Below are 21,099 nucleotides of genomic sequence, written 5' to 3' on the forward strand. Positions count from 1 at the left end.
CCGCCGCCAGGCGGGCGGGCGCGGCGTATTCAAGCTCTATATATATGACGCTTGCAGCTAGGTCTACGCCTTGGTTTTTTGCTAAGGTGTTCAGCAACCTATAAGACCATATCGCGAGGTGTCTGCTTGATTAGGGTGCTAGTAGTCGATGACCATGATCTCGTTCGTACAGGCATTACACGAATGCTGGCTGACATCGATGGCCTGCAAGTAGTCGGCCAGGCTGAGTCCGGGGAAGAGTCCCTGATCAAGGCGCGGGAGTTGAAACCCGATGTGGTGTTGATGGACGTCAAGATGCCGGGGATCGGCGGTCTTGGTGCAACGACCAAGTTGTTGCGCAGCCACCCGGACATCAAGGTCGTGGTGGTGACAGTGTGCGAGGAAGACCCGTTCCCGACACGCCTGCTACAGGCCGGGGCGGCGGGTTACCTGACCAAGGGCGCAGGCCTGGCCGAGATGGTCCAAGCCATCCGCCTGGTATTTGCCGGCCAGCGCTACATCAGCCCGCAGATTGCCCAGCAGTTGGCGATAAAATCCTTCCAGCCCGTCAGTGATTCACCCTTTGACGCGCTGTCGGAGCGGGAAATCCAGATTGCCTTGATGATTGTCGGCTGCCAGAAGGTGCAGACGATCTCGGACAAGCTGTGCCTGTCGCCCAAGACCGTCAACACCTACCGCTATCGCATCTTCGAGAAACTCACCATCAGCAGTGATGTTGAACTGACCCTGCTCGCGGTACGCCACGGCATGGTGGACGCCAGCGCCTGACATGACCACGCCGTTTGATCCGAGTGCCTTTCTCTCAACCTGCAGTGGCCGCCCTGGCGTGTACCGCATGTTCGACAGCGAGGCACGCCTGCTTTACGTCGGTAAAGCCAAGAACCTGAAGAACCGCCTGGCGAGCTATTTTCGCAAGAGCGGCCTGGCGCCCAAGACGGCGGCATTGGTCGCACGTATCGCCCAGGTCGAAACCACCATCACCGCCAACGAGACCGAAGCGCTGTTGCTTGAGCAGACGCTGATCAAGGAATGGCGGCCCCCCTACAACATCCTGCTGCGCGACGATAAATCCTACCCCTACGTGTTTTTATCCGACGGCAACTTCCCACGCCTGAGCATTCACCGTGGGGCGAAGAAGCAGAAGGGCAAGTACTTCGGCCCTTATCCCAGTGCTGGCGCGATCCGTGAAAGCTTGAGCCTGCTGCAAAAGACTTTTTTTGTGCGCCAGTGCGAAGACAGCTTCTACAAGAACCGCACCCGGCCGTGCCTGCAATACCAGATCAAGCGCTGCAAGGCGCCGTGCGTTGGCCTGGTTGAACCCGCCGAGTACGCCGAAGATGTGCGCCATTCGGTGATGTTCCTCGAAGGACGCAGCAATGCGCTCACCGATGAACTCTCCGCCGCCATGGAGCAGGCTGCCAGCACCCTGGATTTCGAGCGCGCCGCCGAACTGCGCGACCAGATCTCCCTGCTGCGCCGCGTGCAGGACCAGCAGAGCATGGAAGGTGGCACCGGCGACGTGGATGTGATCGCCGCCTTCGTCAACCCGGGCGGTGCCTGTGTGCACCTGATCAGCGTGCGTGGCGGTCGGGTGCTGGGCAGCAAGAACTTCTTCCCGCAGACCGGTATCGATGAGGACGTGGCCGAAGTCATGGCTGCGTTCCTTGGCCAATACTACGTCAGCAGCCCTGAGCGCGACTTGCCATCCGAGCTGATCGTCAACGTGGTGCACGAAGACTTCCCCACGCTCATCGCGGCGATTCACGAACTGCGCGGCCGCGAGCTGGACATCAGCCACCGCGTCCGCGGCACCCGTGCCCGCTGGCAAACATTGGCGGTGACCAACGCCGAGCAAGCCCTGAGTGCACGCCTGGCCAATCGACAGCATGTCGCCGCACGGTTCGACGCCCTGGCCGAAGTCCTCAACCTGGACGAGCCACCACAGCGCCTGGAGTGCTACGACATCAGCCACTCCAGCGGCGAGGCCACCGTGGCTTCCTGCGTGGTGTTCGGGCCGGAAGGGCCGATCAAGTCCGACTACCGGCGCTACAACATCGAAGGCGTCACTGCCGGCGATGACTACGCCGCCATGCACCAGGCCCTGACACGGCGTTTCAGCAAGTTGAAGGACGGCGAGGGCAAGTTGCCGGATATCCTGCTGGTGGACGGCGGCAAGGGCCAGCTGTCCATGGCCCGTGACGTGCTCAACGAGCTGGCGGTGCCCGACCTCATCCTCCTCGGCGTCGCCAAGGGCGCCACGCGCAAGGCCGGCTTCGAGACGTTGTACTTGAATGATGCCGCCCATGAGTTCACTTTGAAGGGCGACTCACCCGCACTGCACCTGATCCAGCAGATCCGCGACGAAGCCCACCGTTTTGCAATTACCGGCCACCGCGCCCGTCGCGGCAAAACCCGGCGAACCTCAACCCTGGAAGGGGTGGCGGGGGTTGGCCCGACGCGACGTCGCGACTTGCTAAAACATTTTGGTGGCTTGCAAGAGCTCTCCCGTGCCAGCATTGACGAAATAGCCAAAGCACCCGGTATCAGTAAAAAGCTCGCTGAGCTGATTTATGCAAACCTGCACAGCGAATAGAATGCCTTTCCACCTCGTAGCCAGTTGTGCCGATGAATATCCCTAATCTGATCACCGTTCTACGCGTCCTGCTTATTCCGATTTTCATTCTGTTGTTCTATTTGCCGTACGAATGGAGCTATGCCGCGTCCAGTTCGGTATTCGCCTTTGCGGCCGCCACCGACTGGCTCGACGGCTACCTGGCCCGCCGCCTGGAACAGAGCACGCCCTTTGGCGCGTTCCTCGACCCCGTGGCCGACAAACTCATGGTGGCCGTGGCCCTGGTCCTGCTGGTGCAGGAACACGGCAACCTATGGCTGACCCTGCCGGCCGCCGTGATCATCGGTCGCGAGATCGTCGTCTCGGCCCTGCGCGAATGGATGGCCGAAATCGGCGCCCGCGCCCACGTCGCCGTGTCCAACATGGGCAAGTGGAAAACCGCTGCGCAGATGCTCGCCCTGGTGATCCTGCTGGCCAACCCATCGGACTTCTCGTTCTGGGTCCTGACTGGCTACGCCTTGCTGCTGATCGCGGCGGGCCTGACGCTGTGGTCCATGCTCCAGTACCTGCGTGCCGCCTGGCCTCATCTGCGCACCACCGTTGAAAAGAAATAAAACTTTTTTGAATCAAAGGGTTGACCGGTTACGAGATTTGTATAGAATGCGCATCACCAAGCGGGAATAGCTCAGTTGGTAGAGCACGACCTTGCCAAGGTCGGGGTCGCGAGTTCGAGTCTCGTTTCCCGCTCCAAACATAGGTCTACAGGCATCCGCTGGATTCTGGAGATCAGCGAAATAGACGCTTCGGCGTCTTTTTTCGTTATTTCGACTTTCATCGAAATCCACCCGATTCTGGACTAATTCAGTCCAGAATCCAGTCCATCTAATGGGCGGGTTTCGACATCGGATTGTCAGCGGAGCCCGGCGAATCATTTGCTGAACATCTAGCCCTGAATTCAACCCTCAGGAGGCTAGAAAATGGCTCTTTCAGACGCGGCTATTCGGCACGCAAAGCCTACAGGCACAGACTACACACTCGGCGATATCGACGGCCTCTCTTTGGCGGTTGGGTCTTCGGGTGGGCGTTCGTGGCACTTTCGCTTTACCTGGCACGGCAAGCAAAAACGCATGTCTCTCGGTACCTATCCCGAAATTACCTTGCGTGAGGCGCGTGCTTTGCGGGATGAGGCGCGCAAGTTACTCGCTCAAGGGATCAATCCTTTGACGCAGCGTCGGCAAAAGCGCGAAGCTGACCGACTTGCCGAAGAAAACACCTTCAAAAGCACTTACGATCAGTGGCTGGCGCATCGTGCGCTTCCCCTCAAGGAAGGTCGTCAAAGCACCCTCTCGCAAATTCGCCGCATCTTTGACAAGGACGTAATGCCCATTCTGGGGCTGTGCTCAATCGGCGAAATTCAACGCCCTGACTTGCTGAGGGTGCTGTCGAATATCGAGCAGCGCGGTGCGCCCACCACTGCCGAAAAATGTCGAACCTGGTTGAACCAGTTGTTTCGTTTCGCCATGGTCAAGCTTCCAGGCCTAAACCAAAACCCGGCCACGGATCTGGATGTTGTCGCACTGCCCAAGCCGCCGGTGAACCATCAACCCTTCCTGCGCATGCCCGAAATCCCCGCGTTGTTAAGTACCCTGAATGGCTACGGCGGTATGCAAACCCGGTTGGGGATACGCCTGCTGCTGTTGACCGGCGTGCGCACGGGAGAGCTGCGCTGGGCGACACCCAGCCAGTTTGATCTCACGCGAGGCTTGTGGACCATTCCGTCCGAGGTGGTGAAGCAGTTGCAATTGAAAATGCGCAAGAAAAATAAGCGTGCTCAGGATATTCCACCCTACATCGTACCGCTCTCGACCCAGGCAATTGAGATAGTGCAGCAACTGTTGAAGCGGGTTCGGCCGGCACAGAAATACTTGCTGGCTGGTCGTAATAACCTGCGCCTGCGGATCAGCGAAAATACACTCAATCTCGCGCTACATCGGCTGGGATATGCCGACCGGCTGACGGGGCATGGTATCCGGGCGACGCTGTCGACGGCGTTGCATGAGATTGGTTATCTCAAGCCTTGGATTGATGCGCAGCTGTCGCATGCGGATCCGGATAAAACCAGTGCTACTTATAACCATGCTGAGTATGTCGAGTTGCGGCGGCATATGATGCAGGATTGGGCTAATCGGTTGGATTTGCTGGAGCGAGGTAATCTGGAGGCGGCTTGTACGCGGTTGATGATTCGTTTGGAGGGGGTGCCTGCGTTAGGGGAGGGGGTGGAGCTGAATGGTACTGCGGCATGGTCTGTGCGCGCCGGTTAGTACGGATGAATGTAAGTGTGTCGGCAGGAGTTGAGTGCTGAGTTGGTTTGACCAGGGCATCTAAACAGTAATGGGAGATCTCATTTGGGTGGGGGGGCACAACGCGATGATAAAACCGCTGTTTCGGAGACCGTATCATGGCGGTCCGATTTCCCGGCTAACAAATATACAAATCCCAAGAGCCAAAGGCTCTGCGAGATTTTGCCCGCAGTTTGCGGGGCTACCTACTGATGTGTTGGCATTAATTGGAATGTGTTTGGCCAACGGGGGTAGGATGGGTTGCTGAAGGAGCATCGCCATGTTGCATGCGCCTCGCGGGTGTTGATGCTGGAATGCCTGCAATGAGCGGCCTAGGGGCGCCTGGCTCGTCTGCCGTGCGGCACCTTTTGGCGTCCTGACTTCTGAGACGGTGGCGCACCGCCAAGCAGTGACCTGCGCTCAGTTGAGGTTGTAGCCCAATGTTCGCGTCATCAGCATGATCTTCCAGTGGCTTTCACGTGCATCAATCTCTTGCGGTATGGAATGACGGTCGGCGATCTCCAGCAGGGTAAACAGAAAATCCTGCTGACGCTCCACGGCAACGCCCAACTCCTGAACCAGTGCTTTGTTATGGCCGTGACCGTTCGCGGCATAACTGCACCATCGCCCCCAAATGCCGTATTCACCATCCGCCTTGCCCACGTAAAGCTGCCGGTCTGGGTATCGGTGATGAGGTAGACGCCTTTACGGCTGACAACGCCGTGCGCCAGGACTCCAGGTTATGCAGCACGATCAAGTCCAACTCGGCTTTGGAGAGGTTGACGCGTTTGAATCCGGGGAACTGGCCCATACTCCGGCGTTCAGGCAGCAGTTGTTGAAGGGTCAGATCTTGGGCAACGGTTTCGCCATAGACATAGGTTTGTCGTTCCTTGTCACAAAGCGACAGTGAGATGGGCCATTCTCAACATAGTGATTTCGACTCTAATCTCGCTGGTTATCACCAACTGGTCTTCTCTGAAAAGCTCGTTTCTGGCTATCGCTGCGGGTTGACGATTGGGGCGTTCGGCTTTAATGAAGTTGGGCGCTCATTTCGCCCAATGCCTGCGAAACATGATGCTTGCGCAGGGAAGTGGCGCATCGCCACTTTCCGGCTACGCTGAGGCGCTATGCCCACCGTAGAAATGGAATCCCCGCGATGCACTCTTTGAGCAAGATACACATCAGAAACTTCCGCTCGTGCAAGCAAGTGTTTTTACCTCTAGGTGATTTCACCCCGCTGGTTGGTCAAAATAACGCGGGGAAATCCACCATCCTAGATGCGATCAGGTTGGTGCTAGCACCAAAAGCATTTGCGAAGACAGACGCTAATGAACCCAACGAGCCAATCATTATCAGCGCCTGCGTATCGGGGATCACAGAGGAGCTGATTGCGCAAATTCCTGAAGCCAAGCATCGAGCGGCGATTACTCCCTACTGCATCAACGGTGACCTTTGGATCAGGATCTCTGCGTCAGGCTCCACCAAGCCGACCACGGAAGTCTGGGAAAACGCCGATGTGGATGAGCATGGTCTCCCCACCTCCTGGCGCTCCTATCCGACAGGTCTTCCTCAAGCCATTTCAGCATTGTTGCCTGAAGCGTTGCATATCCGTGCTATGGACGACGTTCAGGAAGACTTGGGTAAAGGCAAAGCTGGCAGCACAATCCGAGGGCTGCTGGATGAAATCATGGCACCTATTCTGACGGCTCACCAAGAGGTTCAGGATGCGCTCACAGCAGTCAGGAATATCCTGGGATCTGACGGTGAAAACCGATCCCCGTTACTGGCTCAGTTCGACACCAGTGCCAACAATGCCTTATCAAGCTTTTTCCCAGGGTTACTTCTGAACCTAGACGTACCATCAATCGACGTGAAGGAGTTCTTCAAGAGCGGTGATTTGAACGTGACCGATGAGATATCCGGTCAAACCAGGCGATTCGACACCTTAGGCAGTGGTGCGCAGCGTGCGATACAAATGGCTTTAATCCGGCTTTTGGCCGACATCCGGAAATCCCGCGATCAAGATCTTGCCCGTCGTCTACTACTGATTGACGAGCCGGAAATTTTTCTTCACCCACAAGGTGTCCGAGGCCTAAGGGAAGCGCTCCATGTGCTTTCAAAATCTGGTTACCAGGTCGTGTTCACCACCCACTCGCCATTGATGGTGAGCAGGGATAACGCTCCTGAAACGGTGATAGTGCGCAGATCACGGGAGAATGGCTCCGAGGTTCGTATTCCGATGGGGGCGGCGGTCGCGCACGCTATGGCTGAGGCACAAGCCCAATCACGAACTCTTTTTGAGCTCGGAAACATTGCGGAGATCTATTTCGCGGAAAAGGTAATTCTCTGCGAAGGCAAAACCGATCAGAGGCTGCTACCACTCATCTACGAGAAGCTGTATGGAGTCAGGCCTGAGCTCGAGCGGATCTGCTTTGTTGCACTCGGTAGCTGTACTTCTATACCCAAGGGTTTTTCTGTCCTGACAGCGATGGGGATCAAATGCGGTGTGATCGCTGACTTAGATTTTGCATTCACTCATGCCAGGGGGCCTTGGCTACTGAAGGAATGCGAGGAGATGGATAAGGTCAGATCTGTGCTTCAAGTGGTCGGCCAAACCGAAGGCTTTCAGATCGGTGGTAACGGCATGCCTCAGAACTCCAGAAGCGGGTCAGCAGCTGACTGCTGGGCCGCCTTTGCGAAAAATGCTGACGGCAAAGTTCTTGCGAATGCTGCCCACGAGGCAATGAAGGGCTATGCAACCTGGGTCTGGCCAATGGGCTGCATTGAGGATGCATTGAATATTGAGGAGAAGGGAGAGGCAGCCATCATCGCTCAGGAAGACAATATCCGGAGCTGGGAGCCGGAGATTATTGATCAAGAGTATCCCGTTTTTCGACGTACCCTAGATTGGATGCGAGCGATCTAACAGCCCACCTCATCGTAATGCTTCCAGTTGGAAGCATTACTTCAGCTTGACCTAGGCACTTACTACCACATCATTACTCCCGAGATACCTAGGGATGGAAGTCCCTGGCAGTTCGGGTTGAAGGCTTGAAAAGCTTAGCACGGGAGCGATGAGGTTGAGTCCTAGGTCGACGACGGCTGACGGTTGAGAATTTGTTTTATAAGGTGGAAGTCAGAAGATAACAGTTAAGGGGGCGGAAACACGACGTCCGAATTTAAGTGCGATGATGATCGCTGATAACTAAGACCCGATATGGGGTTCAGGTTCGTCTAGGCGAGCCTCCAAAAGAAGCTCGCCAAGGTTGGCGATCTAAAGTGTAAGCAGGGCACCGATCAGCGGCACGATCAATGCCGTACTGATCGCCATCGACATCACATTCCCAATATACGGATGCATGTACCGCGGCAGCCTCCCTGCAATCGCGCAGGCCAAGGGTGGAGCGAGCAACGCACCCAGCAAGGCACTGCCCGCTATGACGATCGGGCTACCGCCATGCACTAAAACCGCCGCAGGCACCACCGACACCAACGGCACGTAGGTCGGATACCACCCACGCTTTTGCCACTGCCGCCGCCATAACAGAATGCCCAGCAACGAAGTCAGCGCCTGGCCGACGACTAGTTGCGGCAACCAGCCTGATCCATACGCCGGGCTCAGGGGATTTAATGCGTAAGCGAGGAAAACCCCTGCGATCAACCCCAGGCTCGCCCACTCATTGCCAAAAAAAGGCGCTTCGGAAAAATCCGCCAACACCCGCCGGAATGTCCAGCGTATGCCGTAGTCAGGCGTTTGCTGGGGCGTGGGCAGAGGGGAGTCTTCCATGACTTCCGGCTGACGACTGACCAACCCCGGCAACGCCCGACACAGCAAAAACGCCACCACGCTCCCCAGCGCCATGCCCAGCACATTGCCGATCACCACCGGCAATCCAAGCGGAACACACACGAAATTAACGATCAGCAGGCAACTTGGCGTCACCAGAACCGCACCCAGTACGGCGCCATTCAGCGTAACCTTCCACCCGCCGCCAAACAGCAACACCATCGCCGCCGGCAACGACACAAACGCCGCAAAGGTGGGTTGCCAGGACTCAGCCGTCACCGTCCAACCCCACAGCAGATTACTCAGCAACAACCCAAGCAATGAACTGGTCACCAGCCAAGGCCACAGCCCCGTGCCATAGGCGATGCTGAAACCCTGCCAGCCCTGGGCATAACGACTGGTCCAATAACCGAAAGCTCCGCCCAGCAGCAGTCCCACGGAGGCAAACTCGTGTTTGTAAAACGCCACTTCACTGATATCGCCGACTACCCAACGCAACCAGGCGGTGGGTGAGGGCAGGCTGGTCACCATGTCGTTGTAGCCCGGCCAGTAAGCCGCTGCGGAGGCTGAATACAGCACCGACAAGGCGACGATCAGCCCGAGCACGGCGACTGTTACCGCAAGCAAAATCACCAGGTAACGAGCAGCCGCGCCCGATGACGGATTTGCAGAAATTGAGTCCATGATCGTAGCCCCATCAGCGCGGCAGGCACGGGTGTTGGCAATAGCCGAGCATGCCGTCATAGAGGTCGACACGGCGGTCTCGTTGAAGATCGTTCAGATCGTTCCAAATCGGCGCACTGCGTGCGCTGGACAGGTCGATATCCGCATATAAAATCGCCTGTTCATTGGGCGACGCGACCTTGCCGATGGGCCAGCCGTTGGTGCCGGCAATCAGCGAGCAACCGAGGTAACGCGCGCCATGTTCCTCGCCGATCCGATTGGCGGCAGCGATGAACACATTGTTGACGTGGGCGGCGGTCATGGTCAGGTACGAGGCCATGCATTTGCCGGCTTCGTCGAACAGCGGTGGTGGGGTCCATACCCAGTTGTTCAGGCTGCAAATGATATCGGCACCCTGCTGGGTCAGGATGCGCGGGACTTCGGGGAACCAGATGTCCCAGCAGATCAGCAAACCGATGCGGCCGATGGGTGTTTCAAACACCGGAAAGCCCAGATTACCGGGTGTGAACCAGAGCTTTTCCTTGTTCCACAGGTGCGCCTTGCGGTACTTGCCGATCAGCCCATCCGGACCCAGCAGCAAGGCGGTGTCAAACAGTTGCATGCCTTCGCGTTCGGCAAGGCCGGCAACCAGGTAGACCCTATGGTTCTGCGCAAAGTCCATCCAGGCCCGTGTGCTCGGCCCATCCGGAACGGGCTCGGCATGCTCGAAGGCATCCTGGCGATTGCTGAACAGGTAACCGGTATTGGCCAACTCCGGCAGCACGATCAAGTTGGCCCCATTGTTCACGGCTTGCAGCGCTAGGCTGAGGCTGGTGTCGAGGTTGGATTGGCGATTTAGGGTGCCGACTTGCGGATCGAATTGCACAACGGCGACGCGGGCGAGACTGGTAGCTTCGTTCATGGTTCATGACCTCTTTTTATTGTTATGGCTCCGCTGCGGTAGGCGGATGCTTAAGTAGAAGGTCTTTTTGGCGTGGTCGTCAGTAGTCTGTTTCCGCTAGAGGTGTAGGTTCTTGCCGTAAAGCTTGGGCGTGGTAGATGGGGTAGTCGTCCAGGGTAAAGCCACCATTGAAGTTGGCACGGGTGTTGTTGCAGAGGTGAATGACTGCGTCGATTGCGCCGCGCAGACAGGGTTCGGTCCAACCGGCATCGACGGAGAACGATTCCCCCGACAGATAGAGTCCGGACACGTGAGCGTAATCGCGGTTGTACTTCAGCAGGCTGACGGCGTCGGAGTAAGTGCCGGCGCGGTAGAGTTTTGCGCAGCCCAGTGCATTTTTGTCGGTCATCCAGCGTTGAACGACAGCGTTCTGGGTGGCGATGTAGGGGGAAATCGGCGTTTTGACATTGGAGGACCGCAACAGGATGCGGTCGAGTTCGGCGACGCATTTTTTGACGAGCGCTTGATCGTCGAAAGAAGCCAGTTTTGTAGCGTCGTCTTCCCAGGTGTAACTGAGCAGAATGCAGTCATAGGGATAAGCGTCGTGATAGCGATAGGTGTACACGTCGTGGATAAAGCTGTCGGTGACCATGATCTGGGGGATCTTTTTGTTTTTCGACAGGAAGCTCTTTTTCAACGGTGCATAGACCTTGCAACTGGTTTCCCAATGCGCGGTTTTGTAGGCGTTGGTGATGGCGTACGGCAGCATTGCCTGACTGAAATTCTCCAATTGGATGTGGGTTTCGATGATCCAGGAGGGTAGGGTCATGATCACGGCGTCGAAGTCTTCATGGCGCTCGGATTTGCCGCTGGGATTGCTGGCATTCCAGTCGTAGGTCACGCGAATCTGGCCGTTTTCAAGCTTGGTCAATCGGGTCACTGAACTGTCAGTCAGGAAACCTTTACCGCGCTGTCGAGAGTAGTCGTAGAACGAAAGACCATTGACCTTGGCTGGCGTAAATAACAGGCACTCATCCAGCGCCGCAAGGCCAAGATAGCGTGGCGGATCGAAGTTCAGCCCATTGCAGTCTTCAAGCGTGGGGGTGCCCAGGTAGGGCGATGGAACAGGATTGCCGTTGTTGTCGGTACGTCCATGCACCAGTTGTAACTGGCTGCTGAAACCAAAGATCGCCGTGCGTAAGGGGTAGAGGCAACAGACGTCATAAAACGCGCCCCAACTGCCATCTCCGATACCTATGGAATAGAAAATGGTGGACTCTTCAGCGCTCATGCCCAGCCCGCCAAAGTCTCCGGGGGCATCGGCAAGCCATGCCTGACTCGCCAAGCCCACCAGGTCACGAAAGGACAAACTCTGATAACGCGCGACGATGGCGGCCCACATGGACTCCCATTGTGGCGTGCCGTAAGCCTGTGCGACTTGGCGAGTCATCTGGTCAGCAAAGTGGCGCCACTTGGCGTACACCCGTTGAAGCTTTTCTGTTGGAGGTGGCGTGTCACCCTTTGGATTTTTCCAAATCAGCATTTGTGGTTCCGACTGCCCTTCCAGCAAACCTTCGCGCAGGTAAATGCCAGTGCTGCTGACATACTGTGTGCCTGGGTTGGGGAAGTCAGATAGCCGCAGGTCAAAGCGCTTGCAGTAGTAAGCCAGTAGCGACTGGCCCTCCAGCGGTGGCTCACCCGCACGATTGAACAGGGGCATGCGCATTGCGCCCATTTCGAAGGGCGTTTGGCCTAGAAAAGGGGATTGCCCGGAGTTGAGCACGCTTAAGTGGCGGCCGCCAATTCGCTGGGATTGTTCCAGCAATGTCACGTTGTTGAATCCGCATCGAAGTAGCTCCCGAGCGGCGGTCAACCCTGTAACGCCGGCACCGACGATGCAGATCTTGTAGTCGGGCTGGGTCGCGGTGGCGATGCCAAATTCGTGCTCAACCAGCTTTCGGTAGTTGAAACACAGGTCCGGCGGACTGGGAAAACGGCCTCGCCATGCAGAGGGCTCATCGAGTGGCAACCGATTGGCGATGAGGGCAGGGTAGTCGTAGGTGGATCCGATGGTCATGGTTCACGCTCCAGAGTCTGCACGACCGGGAAAGGCCGATGGCAATGGAGGGTGAATCTAGTCAGTCGGCTGTTTGCCGGGGTGGTAGATGGTTGTGGTGATACTTGCTCGATCGTTTTGTCGAGGGAAGGGAGATCACTCATGACGATTCTGAATCCACCCTAGTTTTGTATTGTGTTCCAGGCCACAAGTGAGGCTTGCTAAGCGCTACGTAACCGTCCGTTTTTGGCCGGTTTCTGCCTGTCACCAAACGGCAGGAGTCGGCCAAAAGCGGACGCCAGGGGTCGTTCAAAAAACAGGGAGAGCCTGTTCGATATTGGGCCATGGTAGCTAATCTATAGCCACAGCAGCTCTGCTTCGCTGACCGAGCGACTCGTGGTGGTTGAAGGACAGTACGACTGATCTCAGTTGCTACTCCTGACTTCTTGGCGAAATGGAGTGGAGCCTCGTTCGAAACGATACATCGTGATTAATTTAGCCCAAGATCTGAAGTGCTTTTAATAAGGAGATTTCATGATTTCAAAAAAAGAAACATCTATATTGGAACGTATTTTTGAGGCCTGCGTGCTGGATCGTTCAGTATTAGAAGCCCTCCCTCCCTTATCAGCAGCCGGCATGGTCGAAGATGTGATAATAAAGACCGATGTTGAAGCCTTCAATAAGGGAGTTTCGGATTTTTTAAAAACCAATACGGGGAAGAATCTTTCTAGACAGATGTTGTTGACAGTCATCCGCTCATCGCATGTCTTGTGTAAAAATCTTGATGACAGTATCCTCGCCGAAAAAATTGCAAAGTTTATTGATCTTTTCAAGGCTTGTGAAGTTAAGGGTCACACTACTTTGAAAACACTTTACGGGGCGGACTCTACTAGCTTATGGGAGCCAAAGACAATTGGTCCAATAACTATTTACGCAGTTCCGAGACACGCAGATCAAATCGAGTCTCTTTTCGAACGCTGCAAGCATCAGTTTACAGAAGGGACTGACAGAGTAGTTGTTGAGCATCGATCAATGGTCAGAGATCAAATAAAAGCCTTAGAAGTTGCCAACAAAGCATTCAATACACTCGACTTGTTAATCGCTTTTCTGCTTGGTGATAGTAATAGAACTCATGCTGCAGGCATTATGCACTTACGCTTTGATCCATTTCAGCGTGCCACAATTACGAGCGTTAATGGATTTTTTGGTGGGGAAGAGGAGTTTCAAGGGTTCAGGGAGAATGTTAATATTCATGACTTATTTAGCCCCAATCTTCGTCATGGTAAGGTTGCATCATCGGAATTAATATCAAGCGTGATGGATCCGGTCGACGAAATCGGAAGAAAAATTTCAAGGGCTGTTGAGTGGGTAGGCGAGGCTTACATTGAAAAAAATAAGGCAAGCGCATTTCTTAAGGTGGCAGTTGCAATGGAAGCACTGTTGAAATCTAATGAAAAAGGAGTAATCAACGCTTCTATAGTATCGACAATAGCTGAGCAGTGTGCATTCCTTTTGGGGGGCGATCCCGACGACTGCATTGAAGTTGAAGATAAAGTAAAAGAAATGTATGGCGTCAGGTCTAGCATTGTCCATAGTGGAAGCAGCTCAGTTGATGACTCAACTCTTCAGGATTTTCTTGATTTAATTCGTCAAATTATCTTCAAAGTAATGGAGCTTAAGTCTTCACTCAACCTAAAATCCATGAGCGAACTACAAGCGGTGCTCAAGAAAAGAAAATACCATGGCCATTTTTAAATCAATAAAAAATGGTGACGGCTTAGAGACGTGGCTCATACCAATGGAACGATCATTTTTCCCAGTCAGGATCTGAAATATCTGCATTATAGGAAGCTTATTTCTTCTAGAGTTTTTGATGGCAGAAGTCGTAACTGATTGTAAGGATCCGCGCGGAAAAGTCTGCCTTGGACCGATTCCTGCCCTTCTCAAAGGGCAGCTCTGGTTAGAAAGTTGACCATTACGGTCACATGAGACGCCTCGCTCATGAAGGGCCAATCTTGGCCGGTAGCCGTCTGTTGCAGTGAAGCAAACGCTAGCCATGCCGCAAGCGAGGATAGCGGCCGCTCGCGGCGTGGCGCGCGATTGCTGGCCCCACATGAGTGATGTCACAATGTTGCGCCACGCCTTGCACGCTCAACCACGAGCGCGATTCACGGACTCTCACGATGCCCAGCCTCTGTTGCTGTTCTAACGCGCTCAACCGGCCGGAGAGATCTCTGTTGGTTCGGCTGCGTCGACTGCTGTGTTTTGTGTTGCTCTCGGCTCAGGCTGCGTGGGCGAGTCCGGTCACTCAACAGAATGGCACCGAACAGGTGATTGATGTTCAGCTGCGTTGGACGCATCAGTTCCAGTTCGCGGGCTACTATGCCGCCATCGCCCAGGGCTATTACCGCGAAGAAGGACTGGACGTGCGCTTGCACGAAGGTGGCCCCAACGTCACGCCGGTCGAAGAAGTGCTCTCTGGGCGTGCCCAATACGGCGAAGCCAATAGTGAATTGCTCTACGCACGCCTGCATGGCAAGCCCTTGGTAGCGCTGGCGGTGATTTTTCAGCACTCACCTTCCGTGCTCGTGGCTCGCACAGACCAAGGTGTTCGCACTGTGCACGACCTGATCGGCAAGCCGTTGATGCTGATGGATGCACAGACCGATGCCGATTTTCTGGCGATGTTCCGTAGTGAGGGTATACCTCTCGAAAAACTACAACTGCTACCCAGCAGTTTTCAAATCGGGGATCTGGCCAGCGGTAAAGTTGCGGCGTTCAACTCGTACCTGACCAACGAGCCCTTCTACCTGCAACAGCGGGGCGTGGAATACAACATCATCTCGCCCGTCACCTATGGGATCGACTTCTACAGCGACATCCTGTTCACCAGCCAGGCCGAGATTGACGAGCATCCACAGCGGGTCGAGGCCTTCCGCCGCGCTACCCTGCGCGGCTGGCGCTACGCGATGGATAACCCCGAGCAAATCATAGACCTGCTGCTCGATCAGTATTCGGTGGAGAAAAGTCGCGCGCACTTGCAATTCGAAGCTCAGGCCATGCGTCCGCTGGTGGTATCTGACCTGATCGAGATCGGTCATATGAACCCAGGGCGCTGGCAACGTATGGCTGAAACTTTCCTCGAACTGGGCATGGTCGACACTATCGCCGGTCTGGAAAACTTCATTTACGATCCCAACCCGCCGCAACTCGTCGAGCGGCTGCGCAAGACCATTGTGCTGATCAGCATCGGCTCTGTGCTTGTCCTGATATTCGCTCTGGTTCTGTTGAATGCCCAGCGCCATCTACGCAACGAGATCAAGTTGCGCAAACTCGCCGAAGAGGAAGTACACAATCTGGCTTTCTATGACAGCCTGACTGGCTTGCCCAATCGCAATAGTTTTATTCCCTTCGCTAGTCAGCGGCTGCTCGACGCAAAGAATCGTGGAGAGCATCTGGCCCTGTGCTATATCGACTTGAACCACTTCAAGCAGATCAATGATCGTTATGGCCACCAGGCGGGCGATGCCATGCTGATCCACGCAGCCTCGGCGATCAAATCCAATATTGGCGAGTTCGAAATAGCTGCACGCATGGGCGGTGATGAATTTATCGTGCTGCTCGACGGCGCGCGTCACAGAAGCGATATCCAGCGCATCACCGGTGAAATCTGCGAAGCCGTCGCCTTGCCCATTCCATGGGAAAACAGCCAGATCAAGGTTAGCGCCAGCCTAGGGGTGGCGTGGTATCCGGAAGATGGTGAAGGCCTCGACGATTTGATTTTCAAGGCTGACACCGCCATGTTCCAAAGCAAAGCCAGTAACGCTGCGCAGGCTTGAAGCTGCTGGGTGGTGCCCCTGCGAAAAGACTTGGTGGTTAGAAATCAGTGCGCCACGGCGGTGTGCGTCGTCATTCGCATGAGGCTTCTATCCAGCGCCGTTGACTGGCCCGGACTGTGAAAGCTGAATGGCTACTTTTGGCCGGACCTGTTGAAAAAAATCGGATTTTCAGCTCGCCTGAACTCAGGCACGGCTCCAAAATTGCCGTTCTTGCGCTCGGTTTTGTCCCACACCGGCACGTGCGGTTCTATGTCTTTTTCCTCCACCATCCAGGCCAGCATCGGCGCTAGTGGTCTATTCAATTCTTTGCCAGCACACGCAATTCAAGCCCCTCAAAAATCAGCATGCCCACCAGCATTGCCAGCGTGAATACGACCACCTGCCAATGCCCCGTCAACAGCAATGCCAAGGCCGGCCCAGGGCAAAGCCCCGCAATCGCCCAGCCCATGCCAAACAGCAGGCTGCCCAGCACAAGCCTGCGGTCAATTTTCCTGTTGGTCGGTATCTGAAGGGGCGCACCCAGCAGCGAGACCTGGCGACGCCTGGCGAAGAAGAACGCCACGCTGCTCACCGCAAGGGCGCCGGCCATCACCAAGGCCAGTGACGGATCCCAATCGCCGGCCAGGTCAAGGAAGGCCAGTACTTTCGCCGGATCGGTCATGCCGCTGAGGTAAAGGCCGAGTCCAAAGATCAAACCGGCCATCAAGGCAGTGAGTTTGCGCATGCTCAGGCTCCCAGCAGATGACGTATGACGTAGACACCGGCAAACCCGCTGCCCATGAAGCAGGCGACCGCAACCAGCGAGCGCGGCGACAGGCGTGAGAGGCCGCAGATGCCATGTCCGCTGGTACAGCCGGCGCCATACCGTGTGCCGATCCCAACCAACAGCCCCGCGATGGCCAGCGAGTAGCCACTGGCCTGGAACGAGGCTTCGGGTAACGCGGCAGCGAGTGACCAGACCCAGGGGGAGGCCAGCAGGCCAGTCAAAAACAGCCATTTTTCGGCGCGCCCGTCGTCGCGTTTGGCAAACAGGCTACCCAGCAGGCCACTGATACCGGCAATACGCCCGTTGAGCAGGATGAACAGGCCTGCTGACACGCCGATGAGTGCGCCGCCAAGCAGCGAAGCCCAGGGGGTGAAGTGAATGGAGATGCTCATGTCGAGTGCTGCCTGGATCTAAAGTGATGAGTTATATCGATATCACAATTTGTCGGACAGACATCGTGAAAGATTGTCGTTGCATGCCTTTACTTCATGTCTCTGGCCTGCACCCACAAAACCGCATCCTGGGACAGCGGTTTGCCCTTGTGGGTTTTGGTGCTGCCGATGTCGAGCGCCGCAATACCCCACCAGCCGGCCCGGGGCAGGCCGATGGTCAGGACGCCCTGGCCGTCTGTGTAGGTGCTCAAGGCCTTGAAGGAGGCTTGCGGCGCCGTGACGTAGTCTTGCTGGCCGAAGGCGTTGTTCTCGACATCGACGGAGTGGTTGAGGTATTCGATTTCGACTTCGGTAAAGGGCACGGGCTTGCCGTCGGCCAGTACCACGGCGCGGAATACGCTGCCCGTCCAGTTTGCATAGGGTTTGCTCAGTGGCTGGATTTCCACGGGCAACCCCTGCGGTTCTGACCAGTTGCCGGGCACACCGCCGACATTCACGATCAGCTTGGTGAACTGTTGGATATAGACGTCTTCTTCCGTTTCCAGATAGGGCTCGGGCTCAAGGACGAAAATGTGGTCACCCAATGAACGTACCAACTCGCGGGGAATCGACGCGCGATAGGCGGTCGTTCGGTTGTCGCGGCTCTGCCATTGGACGGGACGCAGGTAGTTGCGCAGGTCGATTTTTTCGCCACCGTGCGAACTCGTGTGGCTGAACGAACGTGGTTGATCCATCAGCATGGTCGGGCCGCCGGAAAACGGGTGCGTGAACACCAGCGCAAACTCCAGGTTTTGCGCACGCGCCAGCGCGGTGTCCTCCACGTAGAGCATCTGGAAATGGGCCTGGGCGGCGCCGGTCAAACCACTGAACGCAGCAACGGCAAGGGTTTGCAGCAGTCGTCGTGTTGTGATTGGCATGGTCGATTTCACCTTGAGATGTCGGAGGACTGAATCGTTGCGTCATGGGCGTCTCCACCGAGGAACACCACGGAGTAGTGGTCGGCAGGCGCCTGGAACGTATAGGTGTTGTCCTGGCCTATGCTGCCTTCGAGCAACACTTTGTTGCTCGCATTCCGGACATGGACTTTTCTGCCAACAGCAGGGCTGCCGTCGGTGTAGCCAGCCTCGCATTTCACCTGGTCATCGTTCTCGAGGTAGCAGTCGAACACGGGGGCATGGGCCAGGGCGGCCTGACAGAACAGCAAGGTGCCTGCGATCAATAGTTGAGTTGCTGAACCTAGGGTGGGCATGGGTTTGAGTCTCCAGGGTCGAGTGTCTTCATTGGCGTACTGGGAAGGCCGCCAGCAAGGCGTTCAGGTTGGCAACCATCAGTGCGTAATACCCGTTGGCCGGGTCGGCGAGCACTCCGGGGTTGCCCGTGTCGAGAATCAGCAGCTGTGCGCCTGCGTCCTCAATGGCCTGGACGATCCGCGCGTCCGGCGCCCACTTATGGACCACCACGCGAATCTCACGCTCGCGCAGGTACTGGGTCAGCGCTGCACGGTCGGCGTCGCTCCAGTCGATGTCCTGGCGGATAAACCAGCCGTCGACGTAGATGCCGAATTCGTCGAACAGGTAGATGAACTCACTGGCCAGCGACAGCACGCGCAGGTCCGTGACGTGCACCAGCCTGGCGCCATACTCGGCCTTGAGCGCACGCAAACGGCCTTCGAGTCCCCCGAGGTTGCGCTCAATGCGGGATGCATCGCCGGGGGAAAGGCGTGCCAGGTCGGCCGCGATGATCGCTGACATGCGCATGGCGTTGACCGGGCCGAGCCAGGCATAGGGTGACAGGTCGCCCTCTGCTTCGTGCACGGCAGCCCATGGCACATCGTTCGCGGGCGCGCGAATCGCAGCGACGCCTGGCTTGATGCTGTCCCAGGCGTGCGAAGCATCGATCTCGACGATCCGCAGGTTGTGGCGACGAGCCGTTGCATACAGCGGGTCCGCACGCCACAGACTGCTCAAGGTGACCACGGCCGTCGCCTGCTGGAACACATCAGGGGCCAGGCGCGACAGCGTGTGGGCCTGGCTTTCCATGGGCACCGCAGCGTCCTGTGGCACGCGCACGACCTCGATGGCCGTGCCGTCGCTGAGTACCGAGGTGAGCGCATACACGGCGGGCAGCGCGACAAGCACCTGTGGCCGGCCGGCGTCGGCGAAGGCTGTCAATGAGCTGCCCAACAGCCAGGCCAGTATCCAACGCCGTTTCATACGCTTGCTCCTCTGAAGCGCGACGCGGACGCGCGAATGACCACGGTGAGCAGGAACACCAACGCCGCCACGATCACAATGGCGCCTCCCGTCGGCACCGGAATATGAAATTGCATCGGCGCCAGGATGCCGACCACGCAGGAAAACGTGGCGATCAACACCGCGCGGGCGACCAGCCCCGGCAGTGAATGGCTGATGTTGCGTGCGGCTGCCGCCGGTATCAGCAGCAAGGCTTCAACCAGCACGGCACCGATGATTTTCAGGCAGGCCACCGTCACCAGGGTGACCAGCACCACGAACAGGTACTCGACGCTGCGCACCGGCACGCCACGCGCATGGGCCAGGCTCGGATTGAGGCTGGACAACAGCATGCTGTTGTACAGCGGCAGGCCGAGCAGCGCACAGGTGGCGGTGACCACCAGCAGTACGTTCATGTCGGTATGGTCCACGGCCAGGATGGAGCCACACAGCACGCTCTCCATCACGTGGGTGTTGATCTTTGCCGACACGAACAGCAGCAACGAGGCGCCGATCGCCAGCGAGATAGACAGGAACACCCCGATCAGCGTGTCGTTGGCCAGCGTGGTGCGGTGTTGTGTGTACTTCAGCGTCAGCGCAAACAGCAGGCAGAAGCCGAACATCGAAAAGTAGGGTGAGGTATAGGACTCGCCGATCAGCACGCCAATGGCCACGCCGGTCATCGCCGCATTGCCGACGGACTGGCTGAAAAAGGCCATGCGCTTGATCATCACCATCGAGCCCAGCACACCCAGCAGGGGGCCGATCAGCATCGCACACAGCAGCGCATTGATCACGAACTCGTACTCGAACGGCTGTGGCAGCAAACCGTTGGCGGTGAGCGCCTGCAGTTGGATGCGAATGAAATCGTACAGGGCGTTCATCGCAGGTTCTCCCAATGCTCGCAGCTGCCATGGAACAGCAGCCGTTGATTGATCACGGTGACCGATTGCGCGACGCGCCTTACTTGTTCCAGGTCATGGTTGATCCAGAGGATGGTGACGCCCTGGTCGTGCAGTTCGGTGACTAACTCCTCCACCAGGCGCACACCGGGTTCGTCGATTCCGGCGGTTGGCTCGTCGAGAATCAGCAGCCGGGGCATCGGGCTGATCGCTTGGGCGAGCAGCACGCGTTGGCGCTCGCCTCCGGACAGGCTGCCAAACGGCTTGGCACCCATTGCGCCAACCCCGGTGCGATGCAGGGCCGCGATGCGGGTTGCCTTGGCTGAGCGGGATGCGCCGAGGAATGCCGGCCTGCGCTGGCTGAGCAGGGCCATCACGTCGTTGACGGTCATCGGCACATTGCGGTCGAAGTCCGGCAATTGCGGCACGTAGCCCATGGGCGTGCTGACCTCGCCCTCTAGCCGCACCGTGCCCGTGTGCGGCATCTGGCCCAGCAACGCGCGCACCAGTGAGGTCTTGCCGCCCCCGTTCGGGCCGACCAGGCAGTGGAGGGCACCGGCCTCGACCCGGAAGTTCACGGCGTCCAGCACTTGAGTGCCGCCCAGTTGCAATGAGACGTTATCGAATATAACGGCAGGTCCACGCACGGCG

Annotated in this window: 17 protein-coding genes, 1 tRNA gene and 1 pseudogene; 8 read left to right on the top strand and 11 right to left on the bottom strand. The window is 56.9% G+C overall.

Annotated elements, in window-relative coordinates:
• Positions 1-126 precede the first annotated feature (126 nt).
• From uvrY to J1G37_RS12180, 5 genes and pseudogenes are all read left to right on the top strand, one after another.
• On the top strand, positions 127-768 hold the full coding sequence (gene uvrY, locus J1G37_RS12160) for a UvrY/SirA/GacA family response regulator transcription factor (RefSeq protein WP_026136871.1): 642 nt from the start codon (positions 127-129) through the stop codon (positions 766-768).
• A gap of 1 nt (position 769) precedes the next feature.
• Positions 770-2,593, top strand: a complete 1,824-nt coding sequence (gene uvrC, locus J1G37_RS12165; protein ID WP_026136870.1) for an excinuclease ABC subunit UvrC — start codon at positions 770-772, stop codon at positions 2,591-2,593.
• Between the two features lie 32 nt (positions 2,594-2,625).
• Positions 2,626-3,186, top strand: coding sequence for a CDP-diacylglycerol--glycerol-3-phosphate 3-phosphatidyltransferase (gene pgsA, locus J1G37_RS12170; RefSeq protein WP_003232771.1), 561 nt, complete (start codon positions 2,626-2,628; stop codon positions 3,184-3,186).
• Between the two features lie 60 nt (positions 3,187-3,246).
• Positions 3,247-3,322: transfer RNA gene (locus J1G37_RS12175), tRNA-Gly, on the top strand.
• 227 nt (positions 3,323-3,549) lie between these two features.
• Positions 3,550-4,836, top strand: a pseudogene (locus tag J1G37_RS12180) (integrase arm-type DNA-binding domain-containing protein); the annotation flags it as partial.
• A 495-nt stretch (positions 4,837-5,331) separates the two neighbouring features.
• Here J1G37_RS12180 and J1G37_RS12185 read toward each other — a convergent pair.
• Positions 5,332-5,574 (bottom strand): hypothetical protein, encoded by a 243-nt coding sequence (locus J1G37_RS12185; RefSeq protein ID WP_207041955.1) that lies wholly within the window; start codon positions 5,572-5,574, stop codon positions 5,332-5,334.
• A gap of 493 nt (positions 5,575-6,067) precedes the next feature.
• Between J1G37_RS12185 and J1G37_RS12190 the strand changes: the two genes are divergently transcribed.
• The gene (locus tag J1G37_RS12190) at positions 6,068-7,837 is read left to right on the top strand and encodes an AAA family ATPase (protein WP_207041956.1); all 1,770 of its coding nucleotides are present in this window, start codon (positions 6,068-6,070) and stop codon (positions 7,835-7,837) included.
• Between the two features lie 348 nt (positions 7,838-8,185).
• On the opposite strand, the gene J1G37_RS12195 is transcribed toward J1G37_RS12190, so the two are convergent.
• The 3 genes from J1G37_RS12195 to J1G37_RS12205 all read right to left on the bottom strand — a co-directional run bounded on the left by J1G37_RS12195 (position 8,186) and on the right by J1G37_RS12205 (position 12,339).
• Positions 8,186-9,382 (bottom strand): hypothetical protein, encoded by a 1,197-nt coding sequence (locus J1G37_RS12195; RefSeq protein ID WP_207041957.1) that lies wholly within the window; start codon positions 9,380-9,382, stop codon positions 8,186-8,188.
• Positions 9,383-9,395: 13 nt separating this feature from the next.
• Positions 9,396-10,283, bottom strand: coding sequence for a nitrilase family protein (locus J1G37_RS12200; RefSeq protein WP_207041958.1), 888 nt, complete (start codon positions 10,281-10,283; stop codon positions 9,396-9,398).
• Positions 10,284-10,362: 79 nt separating this feature from the next.
• Entirely contained in the window at positions 10,363-12,339 is a 1,977-nt protein-coding gene (locus J1G37_RS12205) for an FAD-dependent oxidoreductase (RefSeq protein WP_207041959.1), read from the bottom strand.
• Positions 12,340-12,852: 513 nt separating this feature from the next.
• Between J1G37_RS12205 and J1G37_RS12210 the strand changes: the two genes are divergently transcribed.
• On the top strand, positions 12,853-14,073 hold the full coding sequence (locus J1G37_RS12210; protein ID WP_207041960.1) for a HEPN domain-containing protein: 1,221 nt from the start codon (positions 12,853-12,855) through the stop codon (positions 14,071-14,073).
• A 482-nt stretch (positions 14,074-14,555) separates the two neighbouring features.
• Positions 14,556-16,157 (top strand): GGDEF domain-containing protein, encoded by a 1,602-nt coding sequence (locus tag J1G37_RS12215; protein ID WP_242551545.1) that lies wholly within the window; start codon positions 14,556-14,558, stop codon positions 16,155-16,157.
• Between the two features lie 298 nt (positions 16,158-16,455).
• Here the strand turns inward: J1G37_RS12215 and J1G37_RS12220 are convergent, their stop codons facing one another.
• The 7 genes from J1G37_RS12220 to J1G37_RS12250 all read right to left on the bottom strand — a co-directional run bounded on the left by J1G37_RS12220 (position 16,456) and on the right by J1G37_RS12250 (position 21,095).
• Positions 16,456-16,881 (bottom strand): YeeE/YedE family protein, encoded by a 426-nt coding sequence (locus J1G37_RS12220; protein WP_207041962.1) that lies wholly within the window; start codon positions 16,879-16,881, stop codon positions 16,456-16,458.
• Between the two features lie 2 nt (positions 16,882-16,883).
• Complete coding sequence (locus tag J1G37_RS12225; protein ID WP_207041963.1) at positions 16,884-17,315, bottom strand: YeeE/YedE family protein; 432 nt, start codon at positions 17,313-17,315, stop codon at positions 16,884-16,886.
• An 89-nt stretch (positions 17,316-17,404) separates the two neighbouring features.
• Positions 17,405-18,232, bottom strand: a complete 828-nt coding sequence (locus J1G37_RS12230) for a DUF4198 domain-containing protein (RefSeq protein ID WP_207041964.1) — start codon at positions 18,230-18,232, stop codon at positions 17,405-17,407.
• 8 nt (positions 18,233-18,240) lie between these two features.
• On the bottom strand, positions 18,241-18,564 hold the full coding sequence (locus J1G37_RS12235; protein WP_207041965.1) for a hypothetical protein: 324 nt from the start codon (positions 18,562-18,564) through the stop codon (positions 18,241-18,243).
• A 28-nt stretch (positions 18,565-18,592) separates the two neighbouring features.
• Entirely contained in the window at positions 18,593-19,528 is a 936-nt protein-coding gene (locus J1G37_RS12240; protein ID WP_242551546.1) for a metal ABC transporter substrate-binding protein, read from the bottom strand.
• Positions 19,525-20,430, bottom strand: coding sequence for a metal ABC transporter permease (locus tag J1G37_RS12245; RefSeq protein ID WP_207041966.1), 906 nt, complete (start codon positions 20,428-20,430; stop codon positions 19,525-19,527). The genes J1G37_RS12240 and J1G37_RS12245 overlap by 4 nt, the downstream gene beginning before the upstream one ends.
• Positions 20,427-21,095, bottom strand: coding sequence for a metal ABC transporter ATP-binding protein (locus J1G37_RS12250; protein ID WP_347402341.1), 669 nt, complete (start codon positions 21,093-21,095; stop codon positions 20,427-20,429). The genes J1G37_RS12245 and J1G37_RS12250 overlap by 4 nt, the downstream gene beginning before the upstream one ends.
• Positions 21,096-21,099: the final 4 nt, after the last annotated feature.

The organism is Pseudomonas sp. Marseille-Q1929 (assembly GCF_017316265.1).
Classification (GTDB): domain Bacteria; phylum Pseudomonadota; class Gammaproteobacteria; order Pseudomonadales; family Pseudomonadaceae; genus Aquipseudomonas.

Excerpts from the sequence above, each read along its gene's own strand:
- uvrC (WP_026136870.1), top strand. The coding sequence starts at position 770 with ATGACCACGCCGTTTGATCCGAGTGCCTTTCTCTCAACCTGCAGTGGC.
- pgsA (WP_003232771.1), top strand. The coding sequence starts at position 2,626 with ATGAATATCCCTAATCTGATCACCGTTCTACGCGTCCTGCTTATTCCG.
- J1G37_RS12190 (WP_207041956.1), top strand. The coding sequence starts at position 6,068 with ATGCACTCTTTGAGCAAGATACACATCAGAAACTTCCGCTCGTGCAAG.
- J1G37_RS12195 (WP_207041957.1), bottom strand. The coding sequence starts at position 9,382 with ATGGACTCAATTTCTGCAAATCCGTCATCGGGCGCGGCTGCTCGTTAC.
- J1G37_RS12200 (WP_207041958.1), bottom strand. The coding sequence starts at position 10,283 with ATGAACGAAGCTACCAGTCTCGCCCGCGTCGCCGTTGTGCAATTCGAT.
- J1G37_RS12205 (WP_207041959.1), bottom strand. The coding sequence starts at position 12,339 with ATGACCATCGGATCCACCTACGACTACCCTGCCCTCATCGCCAATCGG.
- J1G37_RS12210 (WP_207041960.1), top strand. The coding sequence starts at position 12,853 with ATGATTTCAAAAAAAGAAACATCTATATTGGAACGTATTTTTGAGGCC.
- J1G37_RS12220 (WP_207041962.1), bottom strand. The coding sequence starts at position 16,881 with ATGCGCAAACTCACTGCCTTGATGGCCGGTTTGATCTTTGGACTCGGC.
- J1G37_RS12225 (WP_207041963.1), bottom strand. The coding sequence starts at position 17,315 with ATGAGCATCTCCATTCACTTCACCCCCTGGGCTTCGCTGCTTGGCGGC.
- J1G37_RS12230 (WP_207041964.1), bottom strand. The coding sequence starts at position 18,232 with ATGCCAATCACAACACGACGACTGCTGCAAACCCTTGCCGTTGCTGCG.
- J1G37_RS12235 (WP_207041965.1), bottom strand. The coding sequence starts at position 18,564 with ATGCCCACCCTAGGTTCAGCAACTCAACTATTGATCGCAGGCACCTTG.
- J1G37_RS12240 (WP_242551546.1), bottom strand. The coding sequence starts at position 19,528 with ATGAAACGGCGTTGGATACTGGCCTGGCTGTTGGGCAGCTCATTGACA.
- J1G37_RS12245 (WP_207041966.1), bottom strand. The coding sequence starts at position 20,430 with ATGAACGCCCTGTACGATTTCATTCGCATCCAACTGCAGGCGCTCACC.